This is a genomic window from Marivita cryptomonadis (assembly GCF_002115725.1).
GTDB classification, from domain to species: domain Bacteria; phylum Pseudomonadota; class Alphaproteobacteria; order Rhodobacterales; family Rhodobacteraceae; genus Marivita; species Marivita cryptomonadis.
In genome coordinates, this window is the sequence record NZ_JFKD01000016.1 from 76,949 (window position 1) to 102,246 (window position 25,298).

Sequence of the window (25,298 nt, forward strand, 5' to 3'; positions counted from 1 at the left end):
CGGAATGGCAACCGAATGGATCAAGAATTGCCAGTTTTTACAGCAACTTCGTGTTGCGTGCCTGATCTGTTCGCAAGACGTGCGGTTGATCACCCGTCGGGCATACCCAGCACGACATTGCGGCCGTTCTTGGAATATTGCAGTTCACTATCGCCAATTGCGGCGACGCGTCCTCCGTCAAGCCGGTCGCCGACCTTGACCTTTTGGTAGCGCCCATTGGACAGACGCACCAGCGCGCGGCGGTTCGATGGCTTGCCGTAGACCCCGATCAAGTTGATGCGACGCAGGTTGATGGCATTTGCCACGGTGGCCTGTCGGGCAACGCTGGCAGTTGACGGGATGCTGGGTTGGACTGTTCGAGGTGCAACTGCCGCCACTTGGGTGACTTCGGCAGGGGCGGTTTGGGTTTGCTCGCGTGCGCGCTCGACGATCTGGCCAAAATTGCGAGGGCGGGTAACCGGGGCCACCGATTGTACCACGGCGAATTGCGTGGCGTCGGGTTGCGAGAGCTCTTCTTCGGCCTTCAGTGTGTCAGGACGCGCCGCAGGACGAAGTGCCGCCAACTCGGCAAGCGTCCGTCCAGCCAATTGTGCGCGCTCATTGCCTTCGATCAGCCCATCCGGTCTTGGGCGTGGACGAAACTGTTCCAGTTCCGGCGCTACAACTGCCGTGCTCTGACCGTCGGTCGGAGCGGCGGGTATAACCTCGACTGGGGTGCGCAACGGCGGCACAACAGGTGGCAGTCCGGCAAAGATGCGAACCCCATCCGGGTTTACAGCGCCTTCGGGTGTGGCGATCACCAAACCGCGGTCATCAAGATCAAAGCGTGTGCCGGGCGCAGCCGGGTTGGGTTGAGACAGGTAGGTCTGATCGTTGCGCAGCATATCCGTGCCGGGCAGGGCAACGGCGTCGAATTGCTGAACGCGCCCGTCAATCGAGGCGACGTATAGATCATCCAACGTCGTCTGTGTTGGGGTGGCGGGCGCTTCGGGCGAACGCTGCCAGATGCCTGTGGCTGCATAGCGGGCGTCGGCCTCGTCCGGTGTCAATGCCGCGGGGGGCGGCAAAACATCCGACAACCCGTCTGCGGCATCGGAGGCCGGGTCGATCACATCAAGGGCTGCGAGTTGAACACCGTCCTCTTCGGACGCCGATGTGATTGACCCGTCAAGTGGCAGCAGTTCAACATCCGGCAGGCGCGCGATGGAAGGCGTGTCGTTTTCGCGGTCAAAGAACCGTGACAGCCCTTCATCCAGAAAAACACTGGCCCATGCTGCAACGGCGAGAAGGAAGATCAGCAACGCGCTTGTCAGCATCAGGCCAAGGAAACGTGGCTTGCCGCCGATCTGAGGTTCGGTGCGTGCACCGAAGACTGTCATCCGGGCGCGTTCGTCCTGCACGGGTGCGGTCGGCGTCGGTTCTTGTTTGCGACCGGCGCGCATGGCCGCGATGCGGGCCACTGCGGCGCGCGCAGGTTCGGGATCGTGCCGTTTGGCTGGGGCCTGCTGTGGCTCGGCTTCGGGTGAGGTCAGTGGCGGGACGGGTTTTTCAGTTGCGGGTGCTTCCTCGGGCGTGGCTGCTTTGCGTCGGCTGAAAAAACCAAACCCCTTGCGTTCTGCCGGGTCTTCAATCGCTTCATCCTGAAGCACGGGGGCCGTGATATCGCTGTCGCGCGTTGATTTGCGCGCGCCACCCAGTTTGAACCGGGGCGCGGCAGGTGTTTCGATCGTAGCTATGCTTGGCGCCACTGGTGGCGCTGCTTGCTCCGGAACTTCGCGCGACGCGCGGATCGACGCAAAGGACGGTGCAGGCGGTGCTTCGGGGGGCTGAACACTTGGGCTTGGCAAAACAGTTGGTTCTGCGTTGACCGGCGCAGGAGCGTCGGCATCCGCAGCACCCGGAGCAAGCGCCTCGGCTTCACTGGCGTCACCTGTGTCTGCCGCGATAGCGTCATCGGTCGACGGGTCGTCGTCGGAGAATTCTTTGTCGGTGGTCGTCTCTTCAATGGCCTCGGAGGTCTGGTCCTCAACCTCTGGCTCGGGTGGAGCCTCGACTACGACAATCGCCTGCGTGTCGCGTTCTGGTGCTGGCCCGGACCAGTGGTTCGCCGTACCAAAGAACACCTCGCCCGAAAAATCGCCTTCTGCGGCTTTGGCGACGAAACAAACCGGGTCGAAATGGTGGTTTTCGGCGAAGTTTTCGGCTTCCTCTAATGTCTCCGTTGCAACGGCGGCGATCTGGATCGCTCCGGATGCCTGCGCACAGTCAAAATGCAGTTCATCGACCGCATAGGGTGTTGCCCCGTCCAGCGCGGCTCGGATGTCGTTTTGCAACGCGTCGCCGGTTTGGCCCGTGTCCGGGATCGACAGGTATTTTATCTGCTCGTTCGGGATCACGAGTTTGACCTGTCCTGCCACCGGCGACAGCAGGTCGGCCTCGGATCGCAACGCGGCAAGCGCGCCGCGCAGATCAGAGGCGTCCAAAGCGACATCTCCAACACGCGCCCAACCATGTTCAACGCGGCGTAGGAGCGAGATGCCTTCGAAAGAAAGAGTCAGGGCAAAGTCTGGCTTCATGACGATGTTTTAGCAGTCCTTGGCGAAGGATGGGAGTCACTTAAGTGGCTGTTGAAGCAGGGATGGCGATCTTTCGCGCGGGGAAAATTCTGTGCTTGTCTGCAGTAGCTTGGGTGTGGATGCTTGGACAGGTCTTTGAATGGATTTAGAGGACGTCATGCACAAAACCACAGCTTTGCTTGTTGCCTTCATCGCGCTGGCCGGGATGTCGTCGGCTTGGGCCGAAACACTGGGGCAGATCACCGTGACCGGAGAGGGAAGCGTGCGTGTTGTTCCAGACATGGCGGTGATCACCGTTGGCGCCTCGGCAGAAGCGGACACCGCCAAAGCCGCCATGGACGAGACATCCCAAGTGACTGCGGCGATTCTGGAGCGATTGGCCGGATCGGGCGTGGCTGAACGGGATGTTCAGACCTCGGATCTGTCGCTGAACCCGCTTTGGTCGAACCGCGCGGCTTCGGATCAACGTCCAAAGATCGACGGCTATCAGGCATCAAACCGGGTGACCGTACGGGTGCGGGATCTGGAGGCATTGGGAACTCTGCTGGATGCGCTTTTGTCAGACGGGGCCAACACGCTTGGTGGGGTTCAGTTCACAGTGTCCGACCCCGAGCCGTTGCTCAACGAAGCGCGCGTCAATGCGGTTGCCGATGCCCGAGCACGGGCAGAGTTGCTTGCCACCGCTGCCGATGTTGTGCTTGGGCCTTTGATCAGCCTGACTGAAGGTGGTGCGTTTGTGCCGCGCGCGGAAACCATCGGAATGGCGCGGATGGCGGATGCTGCTGTTCCAATGGCGCAAGGCGAAGTGAACATCAGCGCCAATGTGACACTTGTATACCAGATCAAACCAGAGTGATCTGTGGGCTATGCGCGTTCCCAGAGCGTGCCTATAGTGGTCGAAAAAGTAGAGCAGTACGCTGAAGGAGTGTCATGGCGCCTGAATTGGCACAGCCCGAAAAAGTCAACGTCTTGATCGTCGGGCAGATGGGTCGTCTGGCCTATGAAGCGCTGTTGTTTGCGTTGTCCTTTCGGCGCAACACCACGGACAATCGGTTCAGATTGTTTGTCGCCGAACCGCGTCCGGGGCCAAAATGGAACACCGATCCAGCTATTCGGCCAGAACCATTGCGAGAGATGATTACGGCACAGGGTGCGACCATCGTGCCATTCGAAAACGTGCATTTCGGTAGCGATTATCCCTATGGAAACAAGATCGAAGCGTTGTTCGCCTTGCCGAAGGGAGAACCGTTCGTGTTTTTCGACACCGACACCTTGGTCACCGGTGATTTGGGAGATGTCCCTTTCGATTTTTCCAAACCGGCGGCGTCCTTGCGGGTGGAAGGCACATGGCCGCAAATCGAACTGTACGGGCCGGGCTATGCCGATATCTGGAAGTCCCTGTATGACCGCTTTGGCCTGGATTTCGAAAGCTCACTGGATCTTGATCAGCCGGACGAATACTGGCGCAGATATCTGTATTTCAATGCAGGCTTCTTTTACTTCTCATGCCCGCATGTCTTTGGAACAACCTTTCTTGAGATGGCGTTGTCGATCCGTACTGACCCGCCTCGAGAACTTGTTTGCCAGCAGCTTACCCCCTGGCTCGACCAGATCGCTCTGCCGCTTGTGATCCACAAGTTCGGTGGCGGGCGAGATGCGTTGCCCGAGGGATACCTCGATGGCCAAACGACGGTGCATTACCGTAATATGCCGCTGCTCTATGCGCGTGAAAGCGACGCTGTCGTCGACCTGCTGGAAGAGATCTCGGCGCCAAATCCGGTCAAGCGACTGCTTAAGGATTACGAGCCGTTCAAGCGCATGATCTACCAAAATCGGGGACACAAAGTGCGTGCGCTGTTCGACCGGGATCATCTGCCCAGCCGAGAGCAGCCAATCCGTCAGAAGATCAAGAAAAATGGGTTCTGGATGGTGTGAGTGCCGCGCTGTGCGAAACAAAGGTGACTTCTGTAAAGATGTTTACATGCCGCGGTGTTAACGTAATTTAAACGCAGTATTTGTGTTACGATCCGTGCGGCGCGGGTCTGTACCTGCGTTGCGCACAACGATCATTGAACACGTACCCTCCGGAGACTGACATGGCGTTTCTCACTTCGTTCATCATAGAACCCACTGGTGATCCGATCATCGACGTTTTGGTCGATGGCTATGTCTGGGACTTATCGGAATCCTCGACCATCACTTGGGCGCTTGCGGACGGGCTGAACGCCGATGACGTCTGGGAAGATCGCGCAGCGGCCACGCAAACCTTTGCAGCGGCCTTGGCGTCGTTCGAACAATTCATCGACGTCGAATTCGAATATCTTGGTGATTTCAGCAATCCTGATATCGCCGGGCAGGCAGGTGCGGATATCGTCTATACGCTCGACAATGCGGATCTGGGTGATGGCACTCTGGCCTATGCCTATTACCCCGGGCCCGAGCCATTCACGCAGTTCGAACAATACGCGACAGAAGGCGGCGACGTCTTTCTGAACTTCTCGAGTGAGATCATCGCGACATCAAGTTTTGGACTTGGGTCCGATGGCTTTTACACTGTCATTCACGAACTTGGGCACGCGCTTGGCCTCAAGCATCCGTTCGATGGAAGCCCCGGGCGTCCGACCTTGGACGAACTCGATCAGACGCTGGTGCAGGACCTCGATTGGTTCACGATCATGTCCTACTCGGACCAATACGAGGACGATCTTGAACGTTTGGATCCGGCAACGCCGATGGTGCTGGATGTGTTGGGGCTGCAGTATCTCTATGGCGTGAACACCACGACCTTTGCTGGTGACACAAACCATGTACTGACAACCGAGGATTTCTACTACGCGATCTGGGATGCCAGCGGCAGCGACCGCGTCGATGTATCGGCTCAATCTCAGGGCTGGACGGTCTTTATGCCAGATTTCGCGGCAAGCCCGCTAGTGGACACACTTGCGGGCTTTGCGCTGCCTTCCAGTCAGTTCAACGATACGCTGGTTGCTTCTGCGCCAACCGAAATGGTGTGGCTGATGGGCGATCTCGAAAACGCGACCGGCACGCGGTTTGATGATTGGATCAACGGCAATCGCTATGCGAACGATCTGCGCGGCGGTGGTGGCAACGACGAGCTTGAGGGATTTGCTGGTAACGATACGATTGACGGCAACGAGGGTCTTGATCTTGCTTACTTCGAAGGCGAGCAATCCTCTTTTACCGTGACCATCGCAACGGGTGAGATCACTGTTCAGGACCGACGCGCTGATGGGGCGGGGACCGATACGCTGCGCAATGTAGAAGTGATCGAATTTTACACAGACGCGACCCGTGAAACTCTTGATCTGCAAGAGTTCGGAGGCCCGGCCGGGCTCACGGCTGCTGAACATGAAAGTTTCATCGAACTCTATGTCGCGTATTTCAACCGCGCCCCCGACGCGATTGGGCTGAACTTCTGGGGTACGGCATTTTCCGGTGGAACCTCTCTTGAAGAGATGGCAGCGCTATTCATTGACCAGCCCGAGACCCGCGAAACCTATTCAGAAGGTCTGTCGAACGAAGGCTTTGCAACTGCCGTTTATGACAATGTGCTGGGTCGTGTGCCGGATCAGGCCGGGTTTGATTTCTGGTTGAACGCCTTGAATTCCGGAGGTGTCGGGCGCGACACCTTCATCCTTGGTGTTCTGGAAGGCGCCAAGGCCGCACCCGGACCGGATGCAACACCCGAATTTATCGCGCAACAGCTTGCAGATCGGGAATTCCTTGCCTCCAAGACGGATATCGGTGCCCTGTATGCGGTACATCGCGGGATGTCTGATCCTGATGATGCACGCGCTGTCATGGAACTCTTTACTGGTTCTGAAAGCAGCCTGACTGCAGCAGTGTCAGCGGTAGAAAGCCTTTATTCCGAAGCACTTGATCCGGCGACCGGCGCGTTCCTGATGCCGCTTGTCGGGGTTCTGGACAATCCCTTCGACGCCATCGCATGATGGGGCCTCGGACATCGTAACCTTGGCTTCGGGCATCGCCCGTCGGTTCATGGCGTCCGTCTGAATACGGAACGGGAGCAGCGGATGGCGGACACCGCCTGGATCGAACGATTTCACGGATTGAACAGCTTGCCGGACACGGTCAAGGCGCAGCTTGTTGCGGAAAGTGCTGTGATCAAAGTGCCATCGGGAACGGCCGTTTTTGGGCCGGGCGCGGTTCCGGATAACCTGTTGTTCCTGCTCAATGGACGTGTCCGCGTGCAACAGACTTCGGAAAGCGGCCGGGACATCGTTCTGTACCGGGTCGAAGCCGGGGAAAGCTGTGTGCTGACCACCGCCTGCCTGTTGGCGCATGAACCTTATTCGGCGGAAGGTGTCACAGAGACCGAGGTGACGGCAGTGGCGATCCCGCGTGGTGCCTTTGATCGGCTTATGGCCTCGTCCAAGGAATTTCGCGAATTTGTACTGACCGCCTATGCGCGGCGCATCACGGATCTGTTCCGCGTGATCGACGATGTGGCCTTTGGGCGGATCGACGTGCGCTTGGCGGGCCGGTTGCTGAGCCTTGCGTCGGACAAGGACGAACTTGCGACTACACATTCGCAACTGGCGACCGAACTGGGCACGGCGCGCGAAGTGATCTCGCGCGTGCTGAACGATTTTCAGAAGCGTGGGTTTGTGGCCCAGTCCCGTGGCAAGATCACCTTGCTGGATCGTGCGAACCTGTCGCGGTTGGCCGAAAGCGCCTAAGCGTTCCGTCATAAAAATCGTGCCGATCGCATCTTGTGACGGCTTAGGTGACAATATCACTGAAGGGTGCCCGTCAAAGGCGTAGCACAGAGTCAGATTTGATTCTGGAGGATCACGCCATGACCACAAATGTTGGAACTTTTGACCGCGCCCTGCGCGCCATTCTGGGACTTGTGCTGCTGTATCTGGCCTTTGCCAGCGGCCTGCCGTTTTTTGATGCTGCGCTCTTCAAGTACGGCGCTGCCGTGATCGGCATCGTGATGCTGGTCGTCGCGGCGATACGGATTTGTCCGCTGTATTCCGTCATCGGCATCAAGACCTGCCGCGCCTGATCCGTCTCGATCTCGCTTATCTATAAAGGAGACACCAATGACACAGTATCCCGTCAACATGTCCGTCACACCTGATGTGTCGGCCCATTTCGACGAAGCCACAAACACGATCAGCTATATCGTGAAAGACCCGACCTCGGACGCCTGCGCGATTGTCGACAGCGTCATGGACATTGACTACGCCGCCGGACGGATCACCTATGATCACGCTGATGCGCTGATAGCCGAAATTCAGGAACGCGGCCTCAAGCTGGAATGGATCATCGAGACCCATGTCCATGCGGATCACCTGTCGGCGGCGCCCTACATTCAGGACAAACTGGGTGGCAAGATCGGCGTCGGGTCGCAGATCATGGTCGTGCAGGACACGTTCGGTAAGGTCTTTAACGAAGGCACCGAGTTCCAGCGAGATGGCAGCCAGTTCGACAAGCTGTTCGAAGATGGCGACACCTACAAGATCGGCAACATGGACGCCTTTGCCATCTACACTCCGGGCCACACCCCGGCCTGCATGGTGCATGTGGTGGGCAACGCCGCTTTTGTGGGGGACACGCTGTTCATGCCCGATGGCGGATCGGCACGTGCCGATTTCCCGGGTGGGGATGCAGCCACGCTCTATGACAGCATCCAAAAGGTTCTGACGCTGCCCGACGACATGCGCCTGTTCATGTGCCACGATTACGGCCCCAATGGCCGCGACATCCAGTGGGAAACCACGGTGGGCGAAGAAAAAGCGCACAACATTCATGTGGGTGGTGACAAGACCAAGGACGATTTCGTCAAATTCCGCACCGAGCGGGATGCGACCTTGGACATGCCCAAGCTGATCATTCCGTCGCTGCAAGTGAATATGCGGGCTGGCGAAGTGCCGCGCGACAAGGATGGTCGCCCGATGCTCAAAGTGCCCGTGAACGCGCTTTGATTCAGTGAACCCATGTGGCGGCAGTATGCCGCCACATCTTTCCATGCAAACAGGTGAGACCTTCGCAATGCTACTGAACAAGATCAACGATGCGCTCACCGTGAGCCCGCAAATCGCCATCGACGATATTCCCACGCTGAAAGAAGCGGGGTTTCGGTCGATCATCTGTAACCGTCCTGATGGCGAAGGACCGGATCAGCCGACCCATGAGGAGATCGAGGCCGCTGCCAAAGTGGCGGGACTTGAGATGCGCTATCTGCCAGTGCAGACCGGATTGGTGCAGGACGAAGACGCGGTGGCCTTTGGCGCTGCGCTGCGAAACCTGCCGGGACCGGTGCTGGCCTATTGTCGCTCTGGCACGCGGTCAGCCACGCTCTGGTCACTAAGCCAGGCCAAGGCGCTGCCGATGGCCGATATCCTCGGCGCGACAAAGGCGGCGGGCTACGACATGAACGGCGTTGCGCGACGGATCGCCAATGGTGGCAAGACACCGACAGATACTGGCGATGCAAAGTTCGACGTGGTGATCGTTGGTGGTGGGGCCGGGGGCGTATCCGTTGCGGCCAGCCTCAAGGCGCGTAAACCGGGCCTGTCGGTGGCGATCATCGACCCTGCAGATATTCACTATTACCAACCGGGTTGGACCATGGTCGGTGGTGGCATTTTTGATGCGCAGGATACAGCCAAGACGATGGGGTCGCTGATCCCTCAGGGCGTACATTGGATCAAGTCCGCTGTGGCAGCGTTCGAGCCAGAGAATGATGCAGTGATCCTCGATGGATGCCGTGTTGTAAAATATGATCGGCTGGTGGTTTGTCCGGGTCTCAAACTGGACTGGGGCAAGATCGAAGGTCTGGAAGAAACCCTGGGCCGCAATGGCGTCACTTCGAATTATCGTTACGATCTCGCGCCTTATACGTGGGAACTTGTTAAAGGGTTGAAGGAAGGTCGCGCACTTTTCACGCAACCGCCGATGCCGATCAAATGCGCAGGCGCGCCGCAGAAAGCGATGTACTTGTCGGGCGATGCTTGGTTCCGAAATGGCGCGCTCAAGAACGTCGACATCCAGTTCATGAATGCGGGTGGCGTGTTGTTCGGGGTCAAGGATTACGTTCCGGCGCTGATGGAATACGTCAAGAAATACGATGCTTCTCTCAACTTTTTCCACAACCTGATCGCGGTCGATGGCCCAGCGAAAAAAGCGACATTTGCGGTCAATGCACCGGACACCGATCCAACCACTGTAGAGGTGGAGTTCGACATGATGCATGTCTGCCCGCCGCAAACCGCGCCCGACTTCATCCGCGTGTCGCCTTTGGCAGATGCCGCCGGTTGGGTTGATGTCGATCAAGCCACGTTGCGCCACACGCGCTATGATAACATCTGGTCGCTGGGCGATGTGATGAACGCACCCAATGCCAAAACCGCTGCTGCGGCGCGCAAACAGGCACCAACCGTGGCGGACAATATCGTGGCGGATATCCGGGGACGGTCTGCCGTGGCGCAATATGATGGGTACGGGTCGTGCCCGCTAACGGTGGAGCGTGGGAAGATCGTGCTGGCTGAATTCGGCTATGGCGGGGCGCTTAAGCCGAGCTTTCCAAGCTATCTGATCGACGGCACCAAACCGTCGAGGGCGGCTTGGTGGCTTAAAGAAAAGCTGCTGCCACCGATCTATTGGAAGGCGATGCTCAAGGGCAAGGAATGGATGGCCAAACCCGAGAAGATCAAGGTCGCCGCTGAGTAAACCGTATCACACGGCCTGTTTGTGCCGCGCAACACACGTGACGGGCAGGGTCAAATGGCTCTGTCCGCTCCCAATTCGAGAAGACCCATGCTCAACCACCTCCGCGGCTATTTTCCGATCCTCGACTGGGGGCGGACCTATGATCGAAACGCGTTTTCCAATGACATGATCGCGGCGGTGATCGTGACGATCATGCTGATTCCGCAATCGCTGGCCTATGCGTTGCTGGCCGGATTGCCGCCCGAAGCGGGGATCTACGCCTCTATCGCACCGATTATCCTTTATGCGATCTTTGGTACCAGCCGCGCCTTGGCCGTGGGGCCGGTGGCGGTGGTGTCCTTGCTGACGGCATCGGCGGTCGGGCAGGTGGCCGACGCGGGAACTGCAGGCTATGCCATAGCGGCGTTGACTCTGGCCTTCCTGTCCGGCGTGTTTCTTGTTTTGTTGGGAGTGCTACGGCTTGGCTTCTTGGCGAACTTCCTTAGTCACCCGGTGATCGCGGGGTTTATCACTGCGTCGGGTATCCTGATTGCCTTTAGCCAGTTGAAGCACCTTTTGGGCGTGTCCGCGCATGGGCACACTTTACCGGAACTGCTGATGTCGATTGGCGCGCATCTGGGTGAGACCAACGTGATTACAGTGATCATCGGGGTGTCTGCGACGGCATTCCTGTTCTGGGTCCGCAAGGGGTTGAAGCCTGCGCTCCGGCGGCTTGGTGCGTCGCCGAAGCTGGCGGATGTTCTTACGAAAGCCGGGCCAGTGGCCGCGGTTGCGGTGACAACGATTTCGGTCTGGCTGTTCGGTCTTAACGACAAAGGCGTGAAAATCGTCGGTGAGGTGCCGCAAGGCCTGCCGCCGCTGACCTTGCCAAGTTTGTCACCTGACCTCATCGGCCAACTGCTGATGCCCGCCATCCTGATTTCGATCATCGGGTTTGTGGAGTCGGTGTCCGTTGCGCAGACTTTGGCAGCGAAAAAACGGCAGCGGATTGACCCGGATCAGGAACTGATCGGGCTTGGTGCCGCGAACATCGGTGCAGCGTTTACTGGGGGCTATCCGGTCACAGGTGGTTTCGCCCGATCGGTTGTGAACTATGACGCCGGAGCAGAAACACCCGCTGCGGGCGCGTTCACGGCTGTGGGTTTGGCCATTGCCGCCGTCGCCCTGACGCCGTTGGTTTACTTTCTGCCTACGGCGACACTGGCCGCAACCATCGTCGTGGCGGTCCTGAGCCTTGTCGACTTTTCGATCCTCAAGAAAACATGGGGCTATTCGAAAGCCGATTTCACAGCCGTTGCGGCAACGATCCTTCTGACCTTGACCATGGGTGTCGAAGTGGGTGTCGCGTCCGGTGTCGGAATCTCGATCCTGCTGCATCTCTACAAGACCTCGCGTCCGCATGTGGCCGAGATCGGGTTGGTGCCGGGCACGCAGCATTTCCGCAACATCCACCGCCATAACGTGGAAACTGACCCGACAGTGTTAAGCCTGCGGGTGGATGAAAGCCTCTATTTCGTCAACGCGCGTTTCCTTGAAGACCTTGTGCAGGCGCGCGTATCCGAAGGCTGCGCGATCAAAAACGTGATCCTGATGTTCTCGGCGGTGAATGAGGTGGATTTCTCGGCGTTGGAAAGCCTTGAGGCGATCAACCAGCGCCTCACCGAACTGGGCATCGGCTTGCACCTGTCCGAGGTGAAGGGCCCGGTGATGGATCGTCTGAAATCCACCCATTTCGTGCACGAACTGAACGGGCGCGTGTTCCTGTCGCAATATGATGCATGGCGCGCAATGGTGCCGCCTGCTGACACGGACAATGCGGCCGAGTAGGCTGCCCATCACCACGACCCGTGTGAGGAGACCAAGAGATGACACAGACATCAACCGAGACCCCGGTCACGCATCACCGGCTTGAGCATTTCCCGGTGGCGTTCTTCAGCGCGGTTATGGGGTTGATGGGCACATCGCTTGCGGTCGAGGCGGCGGGCTTTGCGCAGGCCGGGCACATGATCGCTTTGTTCGCCGTTTTGGTCTTTGCGACACAGGCCGTATTTTACGCGATGAAAGCGGTTCGCCATCCAGCTGCTGTTGCGGCGGAATGGAACCATCCGATCAAGCTTGCCTTCTTTCCAGCGATCAGCATTTCGCTGCTGTTGGTGGCAATTGCTTTGCGCAGCACAATGCCCGATTTGGCAAAGATCATCTGGGGGATCGGAGCCGTGGCGCAGGCGATGCTGACGCTGGCCATCGTGACAAGCTGGATCAGCCATCGCGGCTTTGGCGTAGGGCAGATGTCGCCTGCGTGGTTCATCCCGGCGGTGGGAAATGTGATTGCGCCGATTGCGGGTGTGTCGCTGGGGTTTGTGGAGGCAAGCTGGTATTTCTTTGCTGTCGGCCTGATGTTCTGGATCGTGCTGCTGACGCTGGTGTTCAACCGGCTGGTCTTTCACGATCCCTTGCCCGGGAAACTACGTCCCACATTGACGATCCTGATTGCACCACCAGCAGTGGCGTTTCTGGCTTGGGTACAGTTGAACGGAGGCATCCTCGACCCGTTTGGACGCGTTCTGTACAATTTGGGTTTGTTCTTCACGGCATTGGTGCTGATCCAATCGCGTGGTTTGTTACGCTTGCCATTCGCATTGTCCTTTTGGGCGCTGTCCTTTCCCGTCGCGGCAATGACGATTGCATCCTTCCGCTACGCTGTCTTGTCGGGATCACCCGTCTTCGCGGGCATCGGCTGGGCTTTGTTGTTGCTGCTTGGGGCGATCATTGCGGGGTTGCTCTGGCGTACTGGGCTTGCCGTGATGCGGAACGAGATTTGTCAGCCTGAGTGATCTGCGAACACGGCCATCTTGGGGAACAATTGGCCTGCTGAAACCTGAGCTTTGGCGGTGATTGCCATGCGCAGTGTCGGCAAGACGCTTTGGTGTGGGGCTGCACGGGCCGCAACGACGAAAGACCAAACTTCCGAACGCGAGATATCCGCATCGTCCGACTGCACGTTTGGCCAGGTGCGCGCCTGCGAACACGCAGGAGGAGCGCAGAAAAAAAATATTCCAAAACTCCATAAGAGTGGGTGCTTTATAACCGTTTGGTTCCGTGAGCCCCGCCCCGGAGTCAGCAGTCATGGCCACCACGTTCGACGTCATTTTTCTAGGCACTCTGCCCCTGATCGACACGATCCAGGGCAACGAAGTTGCTGAAAACGCGGCAGGTTTGCTGGGCGTTTATGGCACGGCTGACAATCCCCTGAGCGAGAACGTTCAGACACTGTCTGCAAACTTTACCGGCTTTGATGAGAACACCACTTACGACACGGACAACCGTGATTTTCTTGGTTTGATTGCTGAATACGATTCATTTCGGATCAACGGTGGCACGGCTCAGAACTTTGACGCGATCTCCGTCTATGATGCCACCTTCACATATTTCGACGGGACAACCGCGACGATTTCTGCGGTTGTCTTTCAGGACGTCAACGGAAACACCTATCTCGCGCCCGAACTGGCGCTGAATGCCGATCAGGCCGCGCTTACGGCCAAGCCGATCACCTCGCTCAGCCTCAATTCCGTACTCAGCGACGTCGGCGACCTAGCGGCCGACCGGATCGCGGGCGATTTCAAAACCGTGGTCGATGGGACTGCGGGTAATGACGTCATTACCCTGACCTCGGGTTACGTCGATGGCGAAGGGGACTCCATCACCAGCGGTGCCGATTTCGTGCTTGCCGGGGCGGGCAACGATTCGATTGATGGTTCCGACGGCAATGATGTTCTCTACGGCGAACTCGGCGACGATACGATCCTCGGTGGCAACGGCAATGATACGCTCTTTGGGGGCGACGGAGCGGACCGGCTGATCGCTGGCAATGGGGATGACAGCCTGTCGGGTGGGGCGGGCGAAGACTATCTTGAGTCAGGGGGCGGGACTGATACGCTTGATGCCGGTGACGGTAACGACGTCATCGCGGTCTCTGACGATCACGGTGCCAACCGTATTGATGGTGGCGGCTGGTATGACCAACTCGTCTTCGCCACGCCGACAAGCACGGCAGGTGTCACCGTTATCTGGACAGGCGACGGCGCAGGGACGTACGATTTCAACGCAACCACGGCCAGCGGCACATTCACCGGGATCGAACAATCGTCGGGAACGGGCTACGCCGATACGTATAACGCATCAGTCGATACCGCAGGCGTAAGTGTCTACGCGCAAGGCGGAGACGACACACTCATAGGCGGCTCCGGTGCCGACAGACTCTATGGTGAAGACGGCAACGACTCGGTTCATGCGGGTGCCGGGAATGACACGATTGATGGCGGTGCAGGGGTTGATTACCTCAAGGGCCAAGCCGGAAATGACAGCATTGTCGGTGGCAGCGGTGCGGATACGCTGACCGGCGATACCGGGGCTGACACGCTTGACGGCGGTCTGGACAACGACAGCATCGCGGGGGGCAGCGGGTCGGACAGCCTTTTGGGCGGCGACGGCGACGACAACATCCGCGGCGACAACATGTGGCTCAACCTCGCGGATTACCCATCGACCGTGGGCACCGCGACCACGCTGACAGTGACGAATACGGCCGAAGGACCGATCGAGCTGTGGTTCCTCAATTCCAGTGGTGTTCTCGAATTCCGGCAGAGCATCAATGCTGGTCAGACCGTCACACAGGCGGCAACAACGGGCGATAACTACATCCTGCGAACACCCGACGGGTTTTATCTCGAACTCATCGAAGGGGGCAATCAAACCGTTATTTACGGCGCAGACGGCTTGAACGACACGATCGATGGCGGCGCGGGTAACGACACCATCTACGGTGAATTCGGTGACGACAGCATCGCGGGTGGTGCGGGCGCTGACATCATTGATGGTGGTCTCGGGGATGACACGATCCTTGGCGGCTTGGGCAATGACAGCCTGCTGGGGGCTGGCGGCTCGGACCTGTTTGTCGTTCAGGACGGCTTTGGCCTCGATACGATTGTCGGCGGCGAAGGTGCGGTCGATCTCGATACTATCGACCTGACCGCTGTTACATCGCCGGTCACGGTAAATTATACCGGCGACGAAGCTGGTACGATCACCAATGGCACAAACACGATCAGCTTCAGCGAAATCGAACATCTGATCCTGACCGAAGGGGCTGATGTCGCACAGGCTGCCGCAGATGGCGGGGGCGTCTGGATCGAGGGACGCAGCGGAAACGACACGCTTAATGGCGGTGCTGGCAATGACACCCTCGACGGCGGTGACGGGAACGACAGGATCGATGGCGCAGCAGGCGATGACAGCATGCTTGGCGGCGCAGGCAACGATCGCTTTGTCGTGGGCGGAGGCGTCGATACGGTCGTGGGCGGAACGGGCCGCGACAGCGTGTATGTCGCTGACGGGTTCGACGGTTCGGTCATCGAGTTGGGTGGTGATGAAATTGCCGTCGACAATGGCAGACTCAGCGAATTCTTGAGCTTTTACAATGTCACCACGCCCGTTGACATCGTCTTTACATCCGGCACCGGCGGGACAGCGACCAGTGGTGCCGGCGAAACGCTGACCTTCTCTTACGCTGACGGTTTCGAAGGGGCATGGGGCGCAGGCGGCACATTCGACGCTAGTCTCGCGGCTTATGACGTCGTGTTCTATGACTATGGTGGCATGACCTCGGTCACCGGATCATCCTTCAATGACCTTCTGGTGGCATACGGGGCTGACCCGCTGGGTGTAACCGACCGTTACTATGACGGTGGCGCGGGCAACGACACGATTGATACCGGCGACGGCGATGACACGATCTTTGGCGGTGACGGCAATGACGACATCGTTGCCCGAGCAGGCGATGACAACATCAGTGCCGGGGCTGGGGCCGACACCATTTTTGCGGGTGATGGCAACGATACTCTGGATGGAGGCAGCGGAGATGACTCGCTGGTGGGGGGTGCTGGCAATGACCTCCTTATTGCAGGCAACAACACGGGCATCGGCGATACGCTGCTAGGTGGAGCAGGCGACGATACCCTGATCGACAGCTACTGGAACGCGACGCTTGACGGTGGTGAAGGGTCTGACGTTATTCAGGCCGGCTACGGATCTGCCAGGGTCATCGGAGGGGAAGACCCGTCCGGGACCGATATCGATCGCTTGGCCTTTGATGTTGCCAATGATGCGGTGTCTGTCAGGTTTACTGGCGACGAAGCGGGTGTCTATTCGGATGCCGATGGCGACAGCGGAACGTTCAGCCAAATCGAAGCGGTCAGCGGTTCGGACAATGACGATTCCATCGACGCGACGCTTGATTCAAGCGGTCTCTCACTTGAAGCCGGGCGCGGTTTCGACACGATCACCGGCGGTTCAGGCGATGATACGCTCAATGGCGGTCGTGAAGACGACATTCTGACCGGTGGACTTGGAAACGATGCGTTCATCTATCTTGAGGGAGATGGTCTCGACACGATTAGCGACTTCAATACTGGAAACACCGGTGCGCTGTTGGACGGGGACGCAAGCAATAACGACTACATCGACCTGTCGAGCTATTATGACAGCATTTTCGAAGTATGGGCGGACCAAGCCGATGACGGTGTTCTGAACCAGTCCAACACGACAGACACCAAGGGCAATACGACTGACTACTCCGACAATACCGAATTCGACTCCGGGGACGGAATTGTGTTCACCGGCGCGACGGCGGACAGCAGCTTTTTCGCCACGGATAATACTGGCGTGGTCTGTTTCGCCAAGGGCACGATGATCCTCACAGTTCGGGGTGAGGTGCCGATCGAACGGCTGTCGCCCGGGGATCTTGTGATCACCCGCGACAACGGTCCACAACCACTGGTTTGGGTCGCGTCGCGCAGACTTGGCATGGCTGATCTGACCCGTGCACCCAAACTGCGCCCGATCCGCCTTGCGCCCGACCTTATCGGCGCAAATGCACCGTTGATCGTGTCGCCGCAACATGCCGTGCTCTTCCGCGCTGATGGTGGTGATGAAACTCTTGTGCGCGCCACGCATCTTGCTCGGATGCGCGGAGGCAAGGCGCGTGTCATGCATGGCTGTCGCCAGGTCTGCTATTTTCACCTGGCCTTCGAGGTGCATCAAATCATCTTTGCGAACGGTGCCGCGACCGAAAGCTTTTATCCCGGACCTCAGGCAATCGAAGGGCTTGCCCTCCAAGCCCGGACAGAATTGGGCGCGCTGTTTCCCGACCTTGTGCCCGCAAAGGCTGAAACCACGTATGGTCGGCCGGTGCGCCCTGTCGCACGTTATCGCGACCTACCGGGGCATCTGGGCGCATTGGCACAAGTCGCGGTTTAGGCGGACCTGCCTCGGGGGTATTCTGTGCGATGGTGGTGCTGTTCAGCCGATGAGATATCCGCCAGCATCGGATGATCCGGCCCCCAAACCCGTCTGACATCCTTGGCGATCAGGCGGGCTTGCAGATCATCCAGCTCTTCCAATGCGCGCCGGGCGTCTCGCGTCCGGATAAAGGCACGATCAAAGGCCCGTTTGACCGAAGCAGGTCGCCATGGCAGCACGGCCGTTGTCAGCCACTGGCGTAATTCCGAAGGCAACCGATCATACTCGCGCATCGGCTGCCCTTGGCGTCGTGTCAGTTTGAGGCTGGTTTTCCCGCGATTATGAGACATGTCCATCCCATCACCGTGCCTTGCAATTCAAGACACAGTGGCCTTTGCGTCAGGATTGCAAACAGTCCGCCAACGCTCGCGCAAGGTTGCGCACGACGTTGCCGTAAAGATCGGCACCAAGATCGAGATCGGAACCCAAGGGATCAAGAACACCTGTCTTGGCTTCGGAACCGTCCATGACCGCTGCGACAATCTTGGGATCGAATTGTGGTTCGGACAGCACGCAGCGGATGTCCTGTTCTGTGACTCGGTTCTGAATCTCTGCAATCCGGGCAGGGCTGGCATCGGTCGCATCCGAGAACGAGATCGCGCCGGAGGCGGGGAAATCGAATGTGTTTTCGAAATACTGATATGCGTCATGGAACACGATGAAGTTCTGCCGCCGCACTGGATCGAGGATCGCGTTGACCTCGGTCCTCAGGCTGTCCAACTCTTCGCGAGCCGCTGTGGCATTGGCATAATATGCCCCTGCATTTTCGGGGTCGGCAGCAGACAACTGCGCGGCAATCGCGTTCAGCCACACCGATGCATTGTCGAGTGACAACCACGCATGTGGATCATGGGCGCCGTGGGCATGTCCGGCATGTCCTTCGTCATCATGAGCGTGATCGTCGTGCCCGTGATCGTCATGCCCGTGATCGTCATGGGAGTGCGCGTCATCTGCATGGTCGTCTTTTGCGTGGTCGTCGTCATGATCATGCTCATGATCATGGGCCGCCTCGTCATGCGCGTGATCATCATGCCCGTGGTCGTCCTTGGCGTCGTGATCATGCGCTTCGAACAAGGCGCTTTCACGGAACGGCAGTTCCAGCGTGCCATCAGTTTCCATCAATGTCGAAACCGTTGCCGAGCCAGCGAGGGTTTCAATCGCATTTTCCATCCAAGGTGTCAGATCGGGACCGATCCAGAATACAAGATCGGCATCCTGAAGCGCGGCAGCTTCAGATGGGCGGAGGCTGTATTCATGCGGCGTGGCCCCCGATGGCACGATCAGGCTTGCCTCGCCAACGCCGTCCATAACGCGTGACACGAGCGAATGCACCGGGGCGATATCGGTTGCGACCTTCGGAACATCTGCCCAAGCGGCACTTGCAAGAAGGGTGGCCGACAGGCTCAGGGGCAAGAGGTTTCTGGACATCGGGAACTCCATGTGATCTTATAACGTTACAAGTTCAATACTGGAAATGTAATAACATGACAAGTGGCGATAACGCATCGAAATCAACGGCATCCGAGCCGGTTGGCTTTGAACGGCATGATCATGCCGGATGTATTGCCTCAGCTCTTGCGGCTGCAGATGCGCATTGTGCCGAAAACGGCTTACGTTTTACGCCGGTGCGTCGTCAGGCGCTTGAATTCCTATTGCAGGAACACCGGGCCATTGGGGCTTATGAAATGCTCGACCGGCTGCGCGATGCCGGGTTTGGATCGCAACCGCCCGTGGCCTACCGCGCGCTTGAATTTCTGGTGGCACACGGGTTTGCGCACAAGATCGAACGACTCAACGCCTTTATCGCCTGTGCCCATCCCGGTGCCGACCATTCTCCGGCCTTCATGATCTGTCGCATGTGCCAATCCGTGGCCGAGGCGCAGTCAGAGCCCTCGCGCGAGGGGTTGGGTGACATGGCCCGCGCTGCCGGGTTCCAGATCGAACGCACCATGCTCGAAGCCGAAGGCATTTGCCCCAGCTGCGCTGAGAAGGTTGAGACATGAGCTTGATCACGGCAAAGCGGATCAGTGTCGGCTACGGCGCAAACACAGTGTTGCGCAATGTCTCATTGACCATCGAACCCGGCGAGATCGTCACTATTGTTGGTCCCAACGGGTCGGGGAAAACCACGCTTTTGCGGGCGTTGATCGGTGCCGTCAGTCCGGAAACTGGCCAGATCACGCGCAAGTCGGACTTGAGGATCGGATACGTCCCACAAAAACTTCATATTGATCCGACCCTGCCGATCACGGTCGAACGGTTCTTGCGTCTTCCCGGTGGCCACAAGACAGCCAGTTGTGCCCAAGCGTTGGACGAGGCCGGGGTCCCGGATCTTTCGGGCCGGCAGATGTCCAGCCTGTCTGGGGGGCAGTTTCAGCGTGTGCTGTTGGCCCGTGCCCTGATGGAAAGGCCGGATTTGCTGTTACTGGACGAGGCGACGCAAGGGCTTGATCAACCCGGATCGGCGGCGTTCTATCTGCAGATCGAACGGGTGCGCCAGCGCACGGGCTGTGCTGTTCTGATGATCAGCCACGAACTGCATGTCGTGATGAGTGCGTCTGACAGGGTGGTGTGTCTGAATGGTCATGTCTGTTGCGAAGGCACACCCGAAATCGTATCGGCGGCGCCGGAATATCGGGCGTTGTTCGGCACCGGCACAGGCGGTGCTTTGGCGCTTTACCGACACGAACACGATCATGCCCATGACGAATCCTGCGACCACGATCATGGGCCACATGATCACAGGAAAGAAACCGAGGCGGCAGAATAATGCTGGATGATTTCATGACCCGTGCGGTTCTCGCCGGGGTGGGGGTGGCGGTCGCCGCTGCCCCGCTGGGAAGCTTTGTTGTGTGGCGGCGCATGGCCTATTTCGGGGATGCCACCGCCCATGCCGCGATTCTTGGCGTGGCGCTATCGCTTGCCTTGCAGATGTCGATCTTTGCCGGAGCCATGGCGGTGGCACTTGTGATGGCGTTGACGGTGACGCTGCTGTCAGGACGCGGCTATGCGATGGACACGCTGCTGGGCGTGCTTGCACATTCGGCACTTGCGTTCGGGTTGGTCGCCGTGTCCTTCCTGTCGGGGATCCGCATTGATCTCATGGCCTATCTTTTCGGAGACATCCTTGCCGTATCCCGCAGCGATCTTGCGGTGATCTGGGGGGGCGCTGGCTTGGTCGCCGGGTTGATGGCGTGGCGATGGTCCGCTTTGCTGACATCCACCCTGAGCGAGGAGCTGGCTTATGCCAGCGGCATCGACCCGAAGCGGGAACAACTGTTCCTGACCGTGGCACTTGCCATCACGGTTGCCGTCGCGATCAAGGTGGTCGGTGTTCTGCTGATTGCCGCGATGTTGATCATACCTGCGGCAGCGGCCCGCCCATTGTCGCGCACACCCGAACAGATGGCTTTGACAGCCGGTATGATCGGGGCGTTATCGGCCTTGATTGGCCTGAACGCCGCTTACGTCTTCGACACACCCGCCGGACCATCCATCGTATGCGTGGCCGCACTGGCGTTTCTCGCCACCAGCGTAACCCGCAGCCTTCGAGGCTGAGGACGTCGATACTTTTGCCATAGAAGAAAAATGGCGGAGAGACAGTCCGACGGTTTAGCGCGCTTCAATAATAAAAATCAAATAAAACAATATTATAGATATCGACCTCCGAAGAATTGTGTAGCACAGTGTGTAGCAAATTTTACCTATGCCCAAGGGGTCTATCGACAGACTGCTTCGCACACAAATATAGTTCGGCGATCCCATCCTAAGAATGTTTGCCTGGTTCTTCCCCGTTCGGCACAAGCATCGGTCGATGCATTGTGGTGAAACAGACCGGGTTTACCGGAGAGCCAAAAGCTCGGAAGGTAAGCTATGGAAAAGGGAAACCCTGGGAACCGTTTTTCGACAGAGGTGCGCGCACGTGCGGTGCGCATGGTCTTGGAGAATGAAGCGGATTACAAATCACGATCGCAGGCGATTGCTTCGATCTCAGAGAAGTTTGGATGCAGCCGCGATACGTTACGGGGCTGGGTAAACAAGCAGGCGGTTGAAGATGGGACACGCGATGGCTTGACCCAGTCGGAACGGGATGAATTCAAGGCACTTCAGCGTGAGAACCGCGAACTTAAGCAAGCCAACGAGATCCTGCGTAAGGCGTCGGCTTTTTTCGCGGCGGCGGACCTCGACCGCCAATGGAAGAGATGATTGTTTTCATTGGCGATCATCGTGGGAACTATGGCGTCGAGGCGATCTGCAGGGTTTTGCCGGTCGCGCCATCCAGCTATTATCACCATTAGGCCGTCAAGCGTGATCCGTCCCAAGCGTCCCTTCGAGCGCAGTGCGATGCAGTTCTCGCAGCGAAGATCAAAACCTGCTGGGAAGCCAGTGGCAAGCGTTACGGCGCGGTGAAAGTCTGGCACGATCTTGCCGCAGAGATTGAGGGTTTGGCGCGTTGTACAGTTGTGCGCTTGATGAAAGGCGCGGGAATACAGGGTGTTACCCGCGGAAAGGGCAAGAAGACCACGCACAGCAACCCGGCTCTGCCCTGCCCAGAAGATAAGGTGAACCGCGAGTTCAACGCGCCTGCGCCCAACATTTTATGGGTGGCCGACTTCACATATGTGCGGACGGCGGTGGGTTTCGTCTATGTTGCCTTCATTATCGATGTCTTTGCCCGCTTTATCGTTGGTTGGCAGGTCTCCTCGTCGCCCAATACCAAGTTGGTATTAGACGCTCTTGACCAGGCGCTTGCTGCCCGAAATCCGGATCGTGACAGGCTCACCCACCACAGTGATAGCGGCGTTCAATACCTGTCCATCAAGTATACTGAACGTCTTGAAGACGCCAAAATCGGTGCCTCGGTTGGCAGCGTTGGAGACTCTTACGACAATGCTCTCGCAGAGACGATCAACGGCCTCTACAAGACCGAAGTCATCGAGCATGAGGGGCCTTGGTCTGGGAAGAAGGACGTCGAAATGGCCACCCTGCAGTGGGTCTATTGGTACAACACGAAACGCCTCTTTGGACCGCTCGGATATATCTCACCCGCAACCGCAGAAAGGAACTTTTACAACGCAGAGCTCACGGCTAAAATAGCCGCTGAGTGACGAACTCCAACGTCTCCGGTAAACCCGGTCTGGTTCATGGTCTCGCTCGTTCCCATGGCCACCTTGCCAGCTCTTGGCCGGACCGGCCGGTCCGGGCTGTCTCTATCACCAGGGCGAGCTTGTCCGCCCCGGGCGGGGTCTCGTCCTCCTCGGCGGGCTGGAAGCGCATGCTCTTGCCGCTCGTCCGGAACAGATCGAAGAGGTCGGCGCTGCGCTCGCCCACCACTTCGAGGACGCTGGCGCGCTTGGCGGACCGGTTCACGTGGATCAGCCGGTTCAGGGCCCCGTCTCCACGAGCAGGCGCCGTGCGTCCTCGAGGAGGCCGGAAAGGGGGCGGAGGGGGCGTGGTCTGCCATGAGGGTCACCTGTGGGGTTCAGCGGAGCGGCTCGGGCTCTGTCAGGAGCGTCGCGTGGCGGGAGCGGTCCGGGATCGTTCAGGGCAGCCCCAGCTGCTCCACGAGGACCTTCCCGGAGCGGGGGACGACGACCCGGAAATGTCGGGCCTGGAGCACGTCGAGGATCCGGGTCGGCCGGTAGGAGACCCAGTTGACTCCGCCCGGGTGCCGCACGCTGTCATAGACGATCCCGTCATGAGGGCCCGTCCGGACGGACCGGCCGAAAACCTGGGTAGCGGGGTAGGTCGCGGGGTCCGGGTCGTGCAGGTCCGGGCGCGCGCCGCGGATGTCGACGAACTCCCCCTCGAGGTGAGCGGTATACTCGCGCAGCTCCTCCGTCTTCTGCTGGAGCGCGCTCAGGGCGATCTCGCGGCGGATCCCGTTGACCAGCTCCAGGACGGTGGTCTCCAGCGCGCTCGCGGCGTACCAAGCGCCGAGGTCCGGGCCGGCGAACCGGCTCCCCTGCGGCGCCCCGTGCAGGAACGCGGCCATCACGACGCTGGCGTTGGGGCGACCGTAGACCCAGTCGGACCTCGCAAGCCGCCGCAGCCGCGGCGCCACGAGCCGGTCGTTGGTCCATCCTTCGAGCTCGAAGACCGGGACGAGATCCTCAGGGGCCGCCACTGTCTCGAACGCGGCGATCGGGGGGAAGCGGGACGGGATCAGGCGATGTGTGCGCTCGGGCGCCCGGGCGAGGCGCGTCACGTGAAGACGAGGTCCGTCGGGCGCACCGGCTCGATATCCGCCCCCTCGCCGGGGCCGCCGCGCAGCCCGCCGCGCCAGCCGTCGAGGTATCGGCGCACCGTGAGGATCCCGTCGAGGCCACCCCCGATCATCACCTCCAGCGGGGCCTGCCCCCCGAAGGCCTCGCCGCGATGCGGGCCCTTGAGCCAGGTCAGCCCCTCCGCCTCGATCGGGAAGAGGACGCCGAGCGCCTTATGAACGCCGAGGACCCCCGAGATGCGGGTGAGCGTATCGAGCGGCAGGGACAGGGGCGCCGCGGCGCGGGCCTTCTTGACCCACTCGTGATAAGTCGAATTCGACGGCTCGCCGAGGAGCGCGATCCGGTCCCGCGTGGGTATCCCGTAGCGATCGGCGATGGCGAGGAAGGTCCGCAGGCCCGGTCCGCTGACGCGGCGGCGCGCCTCCGCGTCGATCTCCTGCTGGACGGGCTCCGACCCGGCCTGTTCGGGCAGCTGAAGAATGATCATGTGGGGTCTCCTTCGTTTTTGAACATATAGTCCAAATTCGGACAGCTCACAAGGGGCAGGGTGGGGCTCACGATGCATTCCCCGTCCGTTCCAAGGTCGCAAAAGCTGCCCCTCGATGTTTCGCCGCGTCACCACCTTGGTTCAGAGAGTTTGAGGTGCGGTATGTGCGACATGTATTTCAGTTTGTTCCACGCTCAGAATCTGGGTTCAGGCCCGTCGGACGGGGTGTCGCTTTCTACTGAACACCGATCGTCAATCAGTTCGTCATTCGGCCTGTTTTCGGGGTGGGGCTGAACCGATTTCGGTAGGCCCTCGGGTGCGATCCAAGACAACTCACTGGCTTTTGTAATAGTTCTATCTGGCAGCACACAGGTCATGTCGGGGCATGTCGTGATCACATCGGTCAGGATGGACGTCAGCTTCAGGTCGCGCGCTTGCAAGCGCTCCTGCGCTTGTGAACCGATTATTAGAACACGCGGATGGTTTTCCTGAAGCGTGGAGCCGTCCGCTATTTGACACACAGGCCCCGCGACCAGCTCGCATTCGATCGCCCCATGAAAAAGTTCAACCAGCTCACTGACGGGATCGAGGTCGAGCCCCAGACACATCAATTGTACCGGAGGCGGTTTCTTCTTCGAGTGATGTCCTTTTGATGGGCCAGTTCCACAGAGCGTCATCCCCGGTGTCAACGGTAGATTAGGATCAAGAATATTCTCCAGCACATCATGGCGTTCAAAATCCGACGCATAAGCTGATGTGAAAAGGCGCGCGTCTTTCGAAATCGAATCACCTGCCTCACGCAGGGTCACGCTGCCCGGCATCACGTCAACCGCGCTCTTATCCCTGAACTTCAACCGCAAACTTCGGGCCACAATATCGAGGCTATGTCTGAACCCCGGAGTGACCCGACCCGCGATTTTCAACACGCGC

20 protein-coding genes, 1 pseudogene and 1 other annotated feature are annotated in these 25,298 nt (G+C 58.9%); of the genes and pseudogenes, 14 read left to right on the forward strand and 7 right to left on the reverse strand.

Annotated features, from left to right (window positions below; translation table 11 throughout):
* Positions 1 to 89 precede the first annotated feature (89 nt).
* The gene (locus MCRY_RS16930) at positions 90 to 2,576 is read right to left on the reverse strand and encodes a hypothetical protein (RefSeq protein WP_085632038.1); all 2,487 of its coding nucleotides are present in this window, start codon (positions 2,574 to 2,576) and stop codon (positions 90 to 92) included.
* 157 nt (positions 2,577 to 2,733) lie between these two features.
* Between MCRY_RS16930 and MCRY_RS16935 the strand changes: the two genes are divergently transcribed.
* From MCRY_RS16935 to MCRY_RS16985, 10 genes are all read left to right on the forward strand, one after another.
* On the forward strand, positions 2,734 to 3,432 hold the full coding sequence (locus MCRY_RS16935; protein WP_238939609.1) for an SIMPL domain-containing protein: 699 nt from the start codon (positions 2,734 to 2,736) through the stop codon (positions 3,430 to 3,432).
* Positions 3,433 to 3,506: 74 nt separating this feature from the next.
* Positions 3,507 to 4,511 (forward strand): hypothetical protein, encoded by a 1,005-nt coding sequence (locus MCRY_RS16940; RefSeq protein ID WP_085632042.1) that lies wholly within the window; start codon positions 3,507 to 3,509, stop codon positions 4,509 to 4,511.
* Positions 4,512 to 4,672: 161 nt separating this feature from the next.
* The gene (locus MCRY_RS16945) at positions 4,673 to 6,547 is read left to right on the forward strand and encodes a DUF4214 domain-containing protein (RefSeq protein ID WP_085632044.1); all 1,875 of its coding nucleotides are present in this window, start codon (positions 4,673 to 4,675) and stop codon (positions 6,545 to 6,547) included.
* Positions 6,548 to 6,631: 84 nt separating this feature from the next.
* Entirely contained in the window at positions 6,632 to 7,297 is a 666-nt protein-coding gene (locus MCRY_RS16950; RefSeq protein WP_085632047.1) for a Crp/Fnr family transcriptional regulator, read from the forward strand.
* Positions 7,298 to 7,416: 119 nt separating this feature from the next.
* Complete coding sequence (locus MCRY_RS16955) at positions 7,417 to 7,629, forward strand: YgaP family membrane protein (RefSeq protein ID WP_085632049.1); 213 nt, start codon at positions 7,417 to 7,419, stop codon at positions 7,627 to 7,629.
* 37 nt (positions 7,630 to 7,666) lie between these two features.
* Positions 7,667 to 8,551, forward strand: a complete 885-nt coding sequence (locus MCRY_RS16960; RefSeq protein WP_085632051.1) for an MBL fold metallo-hydrolase — start codon at positions 7,667 to 7,669, stop codon at positions 8,549 to 8,551.
* Between the two features lie 67 nt (positions 8,552 to 8,618).
* Positions 8,619 to 10,298 (forward strand): bifunctional protein tyrosine phosphatase family protein/NAD(P)/FAD-dependent oxidoreductase, encoded by a 1,680-nt coding sequence (locus tag MCRY_RS16965; protein WP_085632097.1) that lies wholly within the window; start codon positions 8,619 to 8,621, stop codon positions 10,296 to 10,298.
* Between the two features lie 87 nt (positions 10,299 to 10,385).
* Positions 10,386 to 12,125 carry a SulP family inorganic anion transporter gene (locus MCRY_RS16970; RefSeq protein WP_085632052.1) on the forward strand — a complete coding sequence of 580 codons (1,740 nt, stop codon included), beginning with the start codon at positions 10,386 to 10,388 and terminating at the stop codon, positions 12,123 to 12,125.
* 38 nt (positions 12,126 to 12,163) lie between these two features.
* Complete coding sequence (locus tag MCRY_RS16975; RefSeq protein WP_085632054.1) at positions 12,164 to 13,132, forward strand: SLAC1 anion channel family protein; 969 nt, start codon at positions 12,164 to 12,166, stop codon at positions 13,130 to 13,132.
* A gap of 292 nt (positions 13,133 to 13,424) precedes the next feature.
* Positions 13,425 to 17,612 (forward strand): Hint domain-containing protein, encoded by a 4,188-nt coding sequence (locus tag MCRY_RS16985; protein ID WP_085632058.1) that lies wholly within the window; start codon positions 13,425 to 13,427, stop codon positions 17,610 to 17,612.
* Here MCRY_RS16985 and MCRY_RS16990 read toward each other — a convergent pair.
* Positions 17,609 to 17,944, reverse strand: coding sequence for a DUF6525 family protein (locus MCRY_RS16990; protein ID WP_138487986.1), 336 nt, complete (start codon positions 17,942 to 17,944; stop codon positions 17,609 to 17,611). The two genes, MCRY_RS16985 and MCRY_RS16990, sit on opposite strands and share 4 nt — an antisense overlap.
* Before the next feature lie 49 nt (positions 17,945 to 17,993).
* Positions 17,994 to 19,082: a zinc ABC transporter substrate-binding protein gene (locus tag MCRY_RS16995; protein WP_085632099.1), complete on the reverse strand. Its 1,089-nt coding sequence runs from the start codon at positions 19,080 to 19,082 to the stop codon at positions 17,994 to 17,996.
* Between the two features lie 56 nt (positions 19,083 to 19,138).
* On the opposite strand from MCRY_RS16995, the gene MCRY_RS17000 reads away from it, so the two are divergent.
* The 4 genes and pseudogenes from MCRY_RS17000 (at position 19,139) to MCRY_RS17015 (ending at position 22,762) form a co-directional block, all read left to right on the forward strand.
* Complete coding sequence (locus MCRY_RS17000) at positions 19,139 to 19,657, forward strand: helix-turn-helix domain-containing protein (protein WP_085632060.1); 519 nt, start codon at positions 19,139 to 19,141, stop codon at positions 19,655 to 19,657.
* Positions 19,654 to 20,424, forward strand: coding sequence for an ATP-binding cassette domain-containing protein (locus tag MCRY_RS17005; protein ID WP_085632062.1), 771 nt, complete (start codon positions 19,654 to 19,656; stop codon positions 20,422 to 20,424). The genes MCRY_RS17000 and MCRY_RS17005 overlap by 4 nt, the downstream gene beginning before the upstream one ends.
* Positions 20,424 to 21,212, forward strand: coding sequence for a metal ABC transporter permease (locus tag MCRY_RS17010; protein ID WP_085632064.1), 789 nt, complete (start codon positions 20,424 to 20,426; stop codon positions 21,210 to 21,212). Before MCRY_RS17005 ends, MCRY_RS17010 begins: the two co-directional genes overlap by 1 nt.
* A gap of 315 nt (positions 21,213 to 21,527) precedes the next feature.
* Positions 21,528 to 22,762 (forward strand): annotated as a pseudogene (locus MCRY_RS17015) (IS3 family transposase).
* Positions 21,815 to 21,931: a sequence feature (AL1L pseudoknot), on the forward strand. Its footprint overlaps the pseudogene before it by 117 nt.
* A 34-nt stretch (positions 22,763 to 22,796) precedes the next feature.
* On the opposite strand, the gene MCRY_RS17020 reads toward MCRY_RS17015, so the two are convergent.
* The 4 genes from MCRY_RS17020 to MCRY_RS17035 form a co-directional block, all read right to left on the reverse strand.
* Positions 22,797 to 23,024: a hypothetical protein gene (locus tag MCRY_RS17020; RefSeq protein WP_085632066.1), complete on the reverse strand. Its 228-nt coding sequence runs from the start codon at positions 23,022 to 23,024 to the stop codon at positions 22,797 to 22,799.
* 172 nt (positions 23,025 to 23,196) lie between these two features.
* The gene (locus tag MCRY_RS17025; protein WP_085632068.1) at positions 23,197 to 23,862 is read right to left on the reverse strand and encodes an RES family NAD+ phosphorylase; all 666 of its coding nucleotides are present in this window, start codon (positions 23,860 to 23,862) and stop codon (positions 23,197 to 23,199) included.
* A complete protein-coding gene (locus MCRY_RS17030) occupies positions 23,859 to 24,368 on the reverse strand; it encodes an MbcA/ParS/Xre antitoxin family protein (RefSeq protein ID WP_085632070.1) in 510 nt (169 codons plus the stop codon). The genes MCRY_RS17025 and MCRY_RS17030 overlap by 4 nt, the downstream gene beginning before the upstream one ends.
* Before the next feature lie 194 nt (positions 24,369 to 24,562).
* Positions 24,563 to 25,294: a hypothetical protein gene (locus MCRY_RS17035; protein WP_139834112.1), complete on the reverse strand. Its 732-nt coding sequence runs from the start codon at positions 25,292 to 25,294 to the stop codon at positions 24,563 to 24,565.
* Positions 25,295 to 25,298 lie beyond the last annotated feature (4 nt).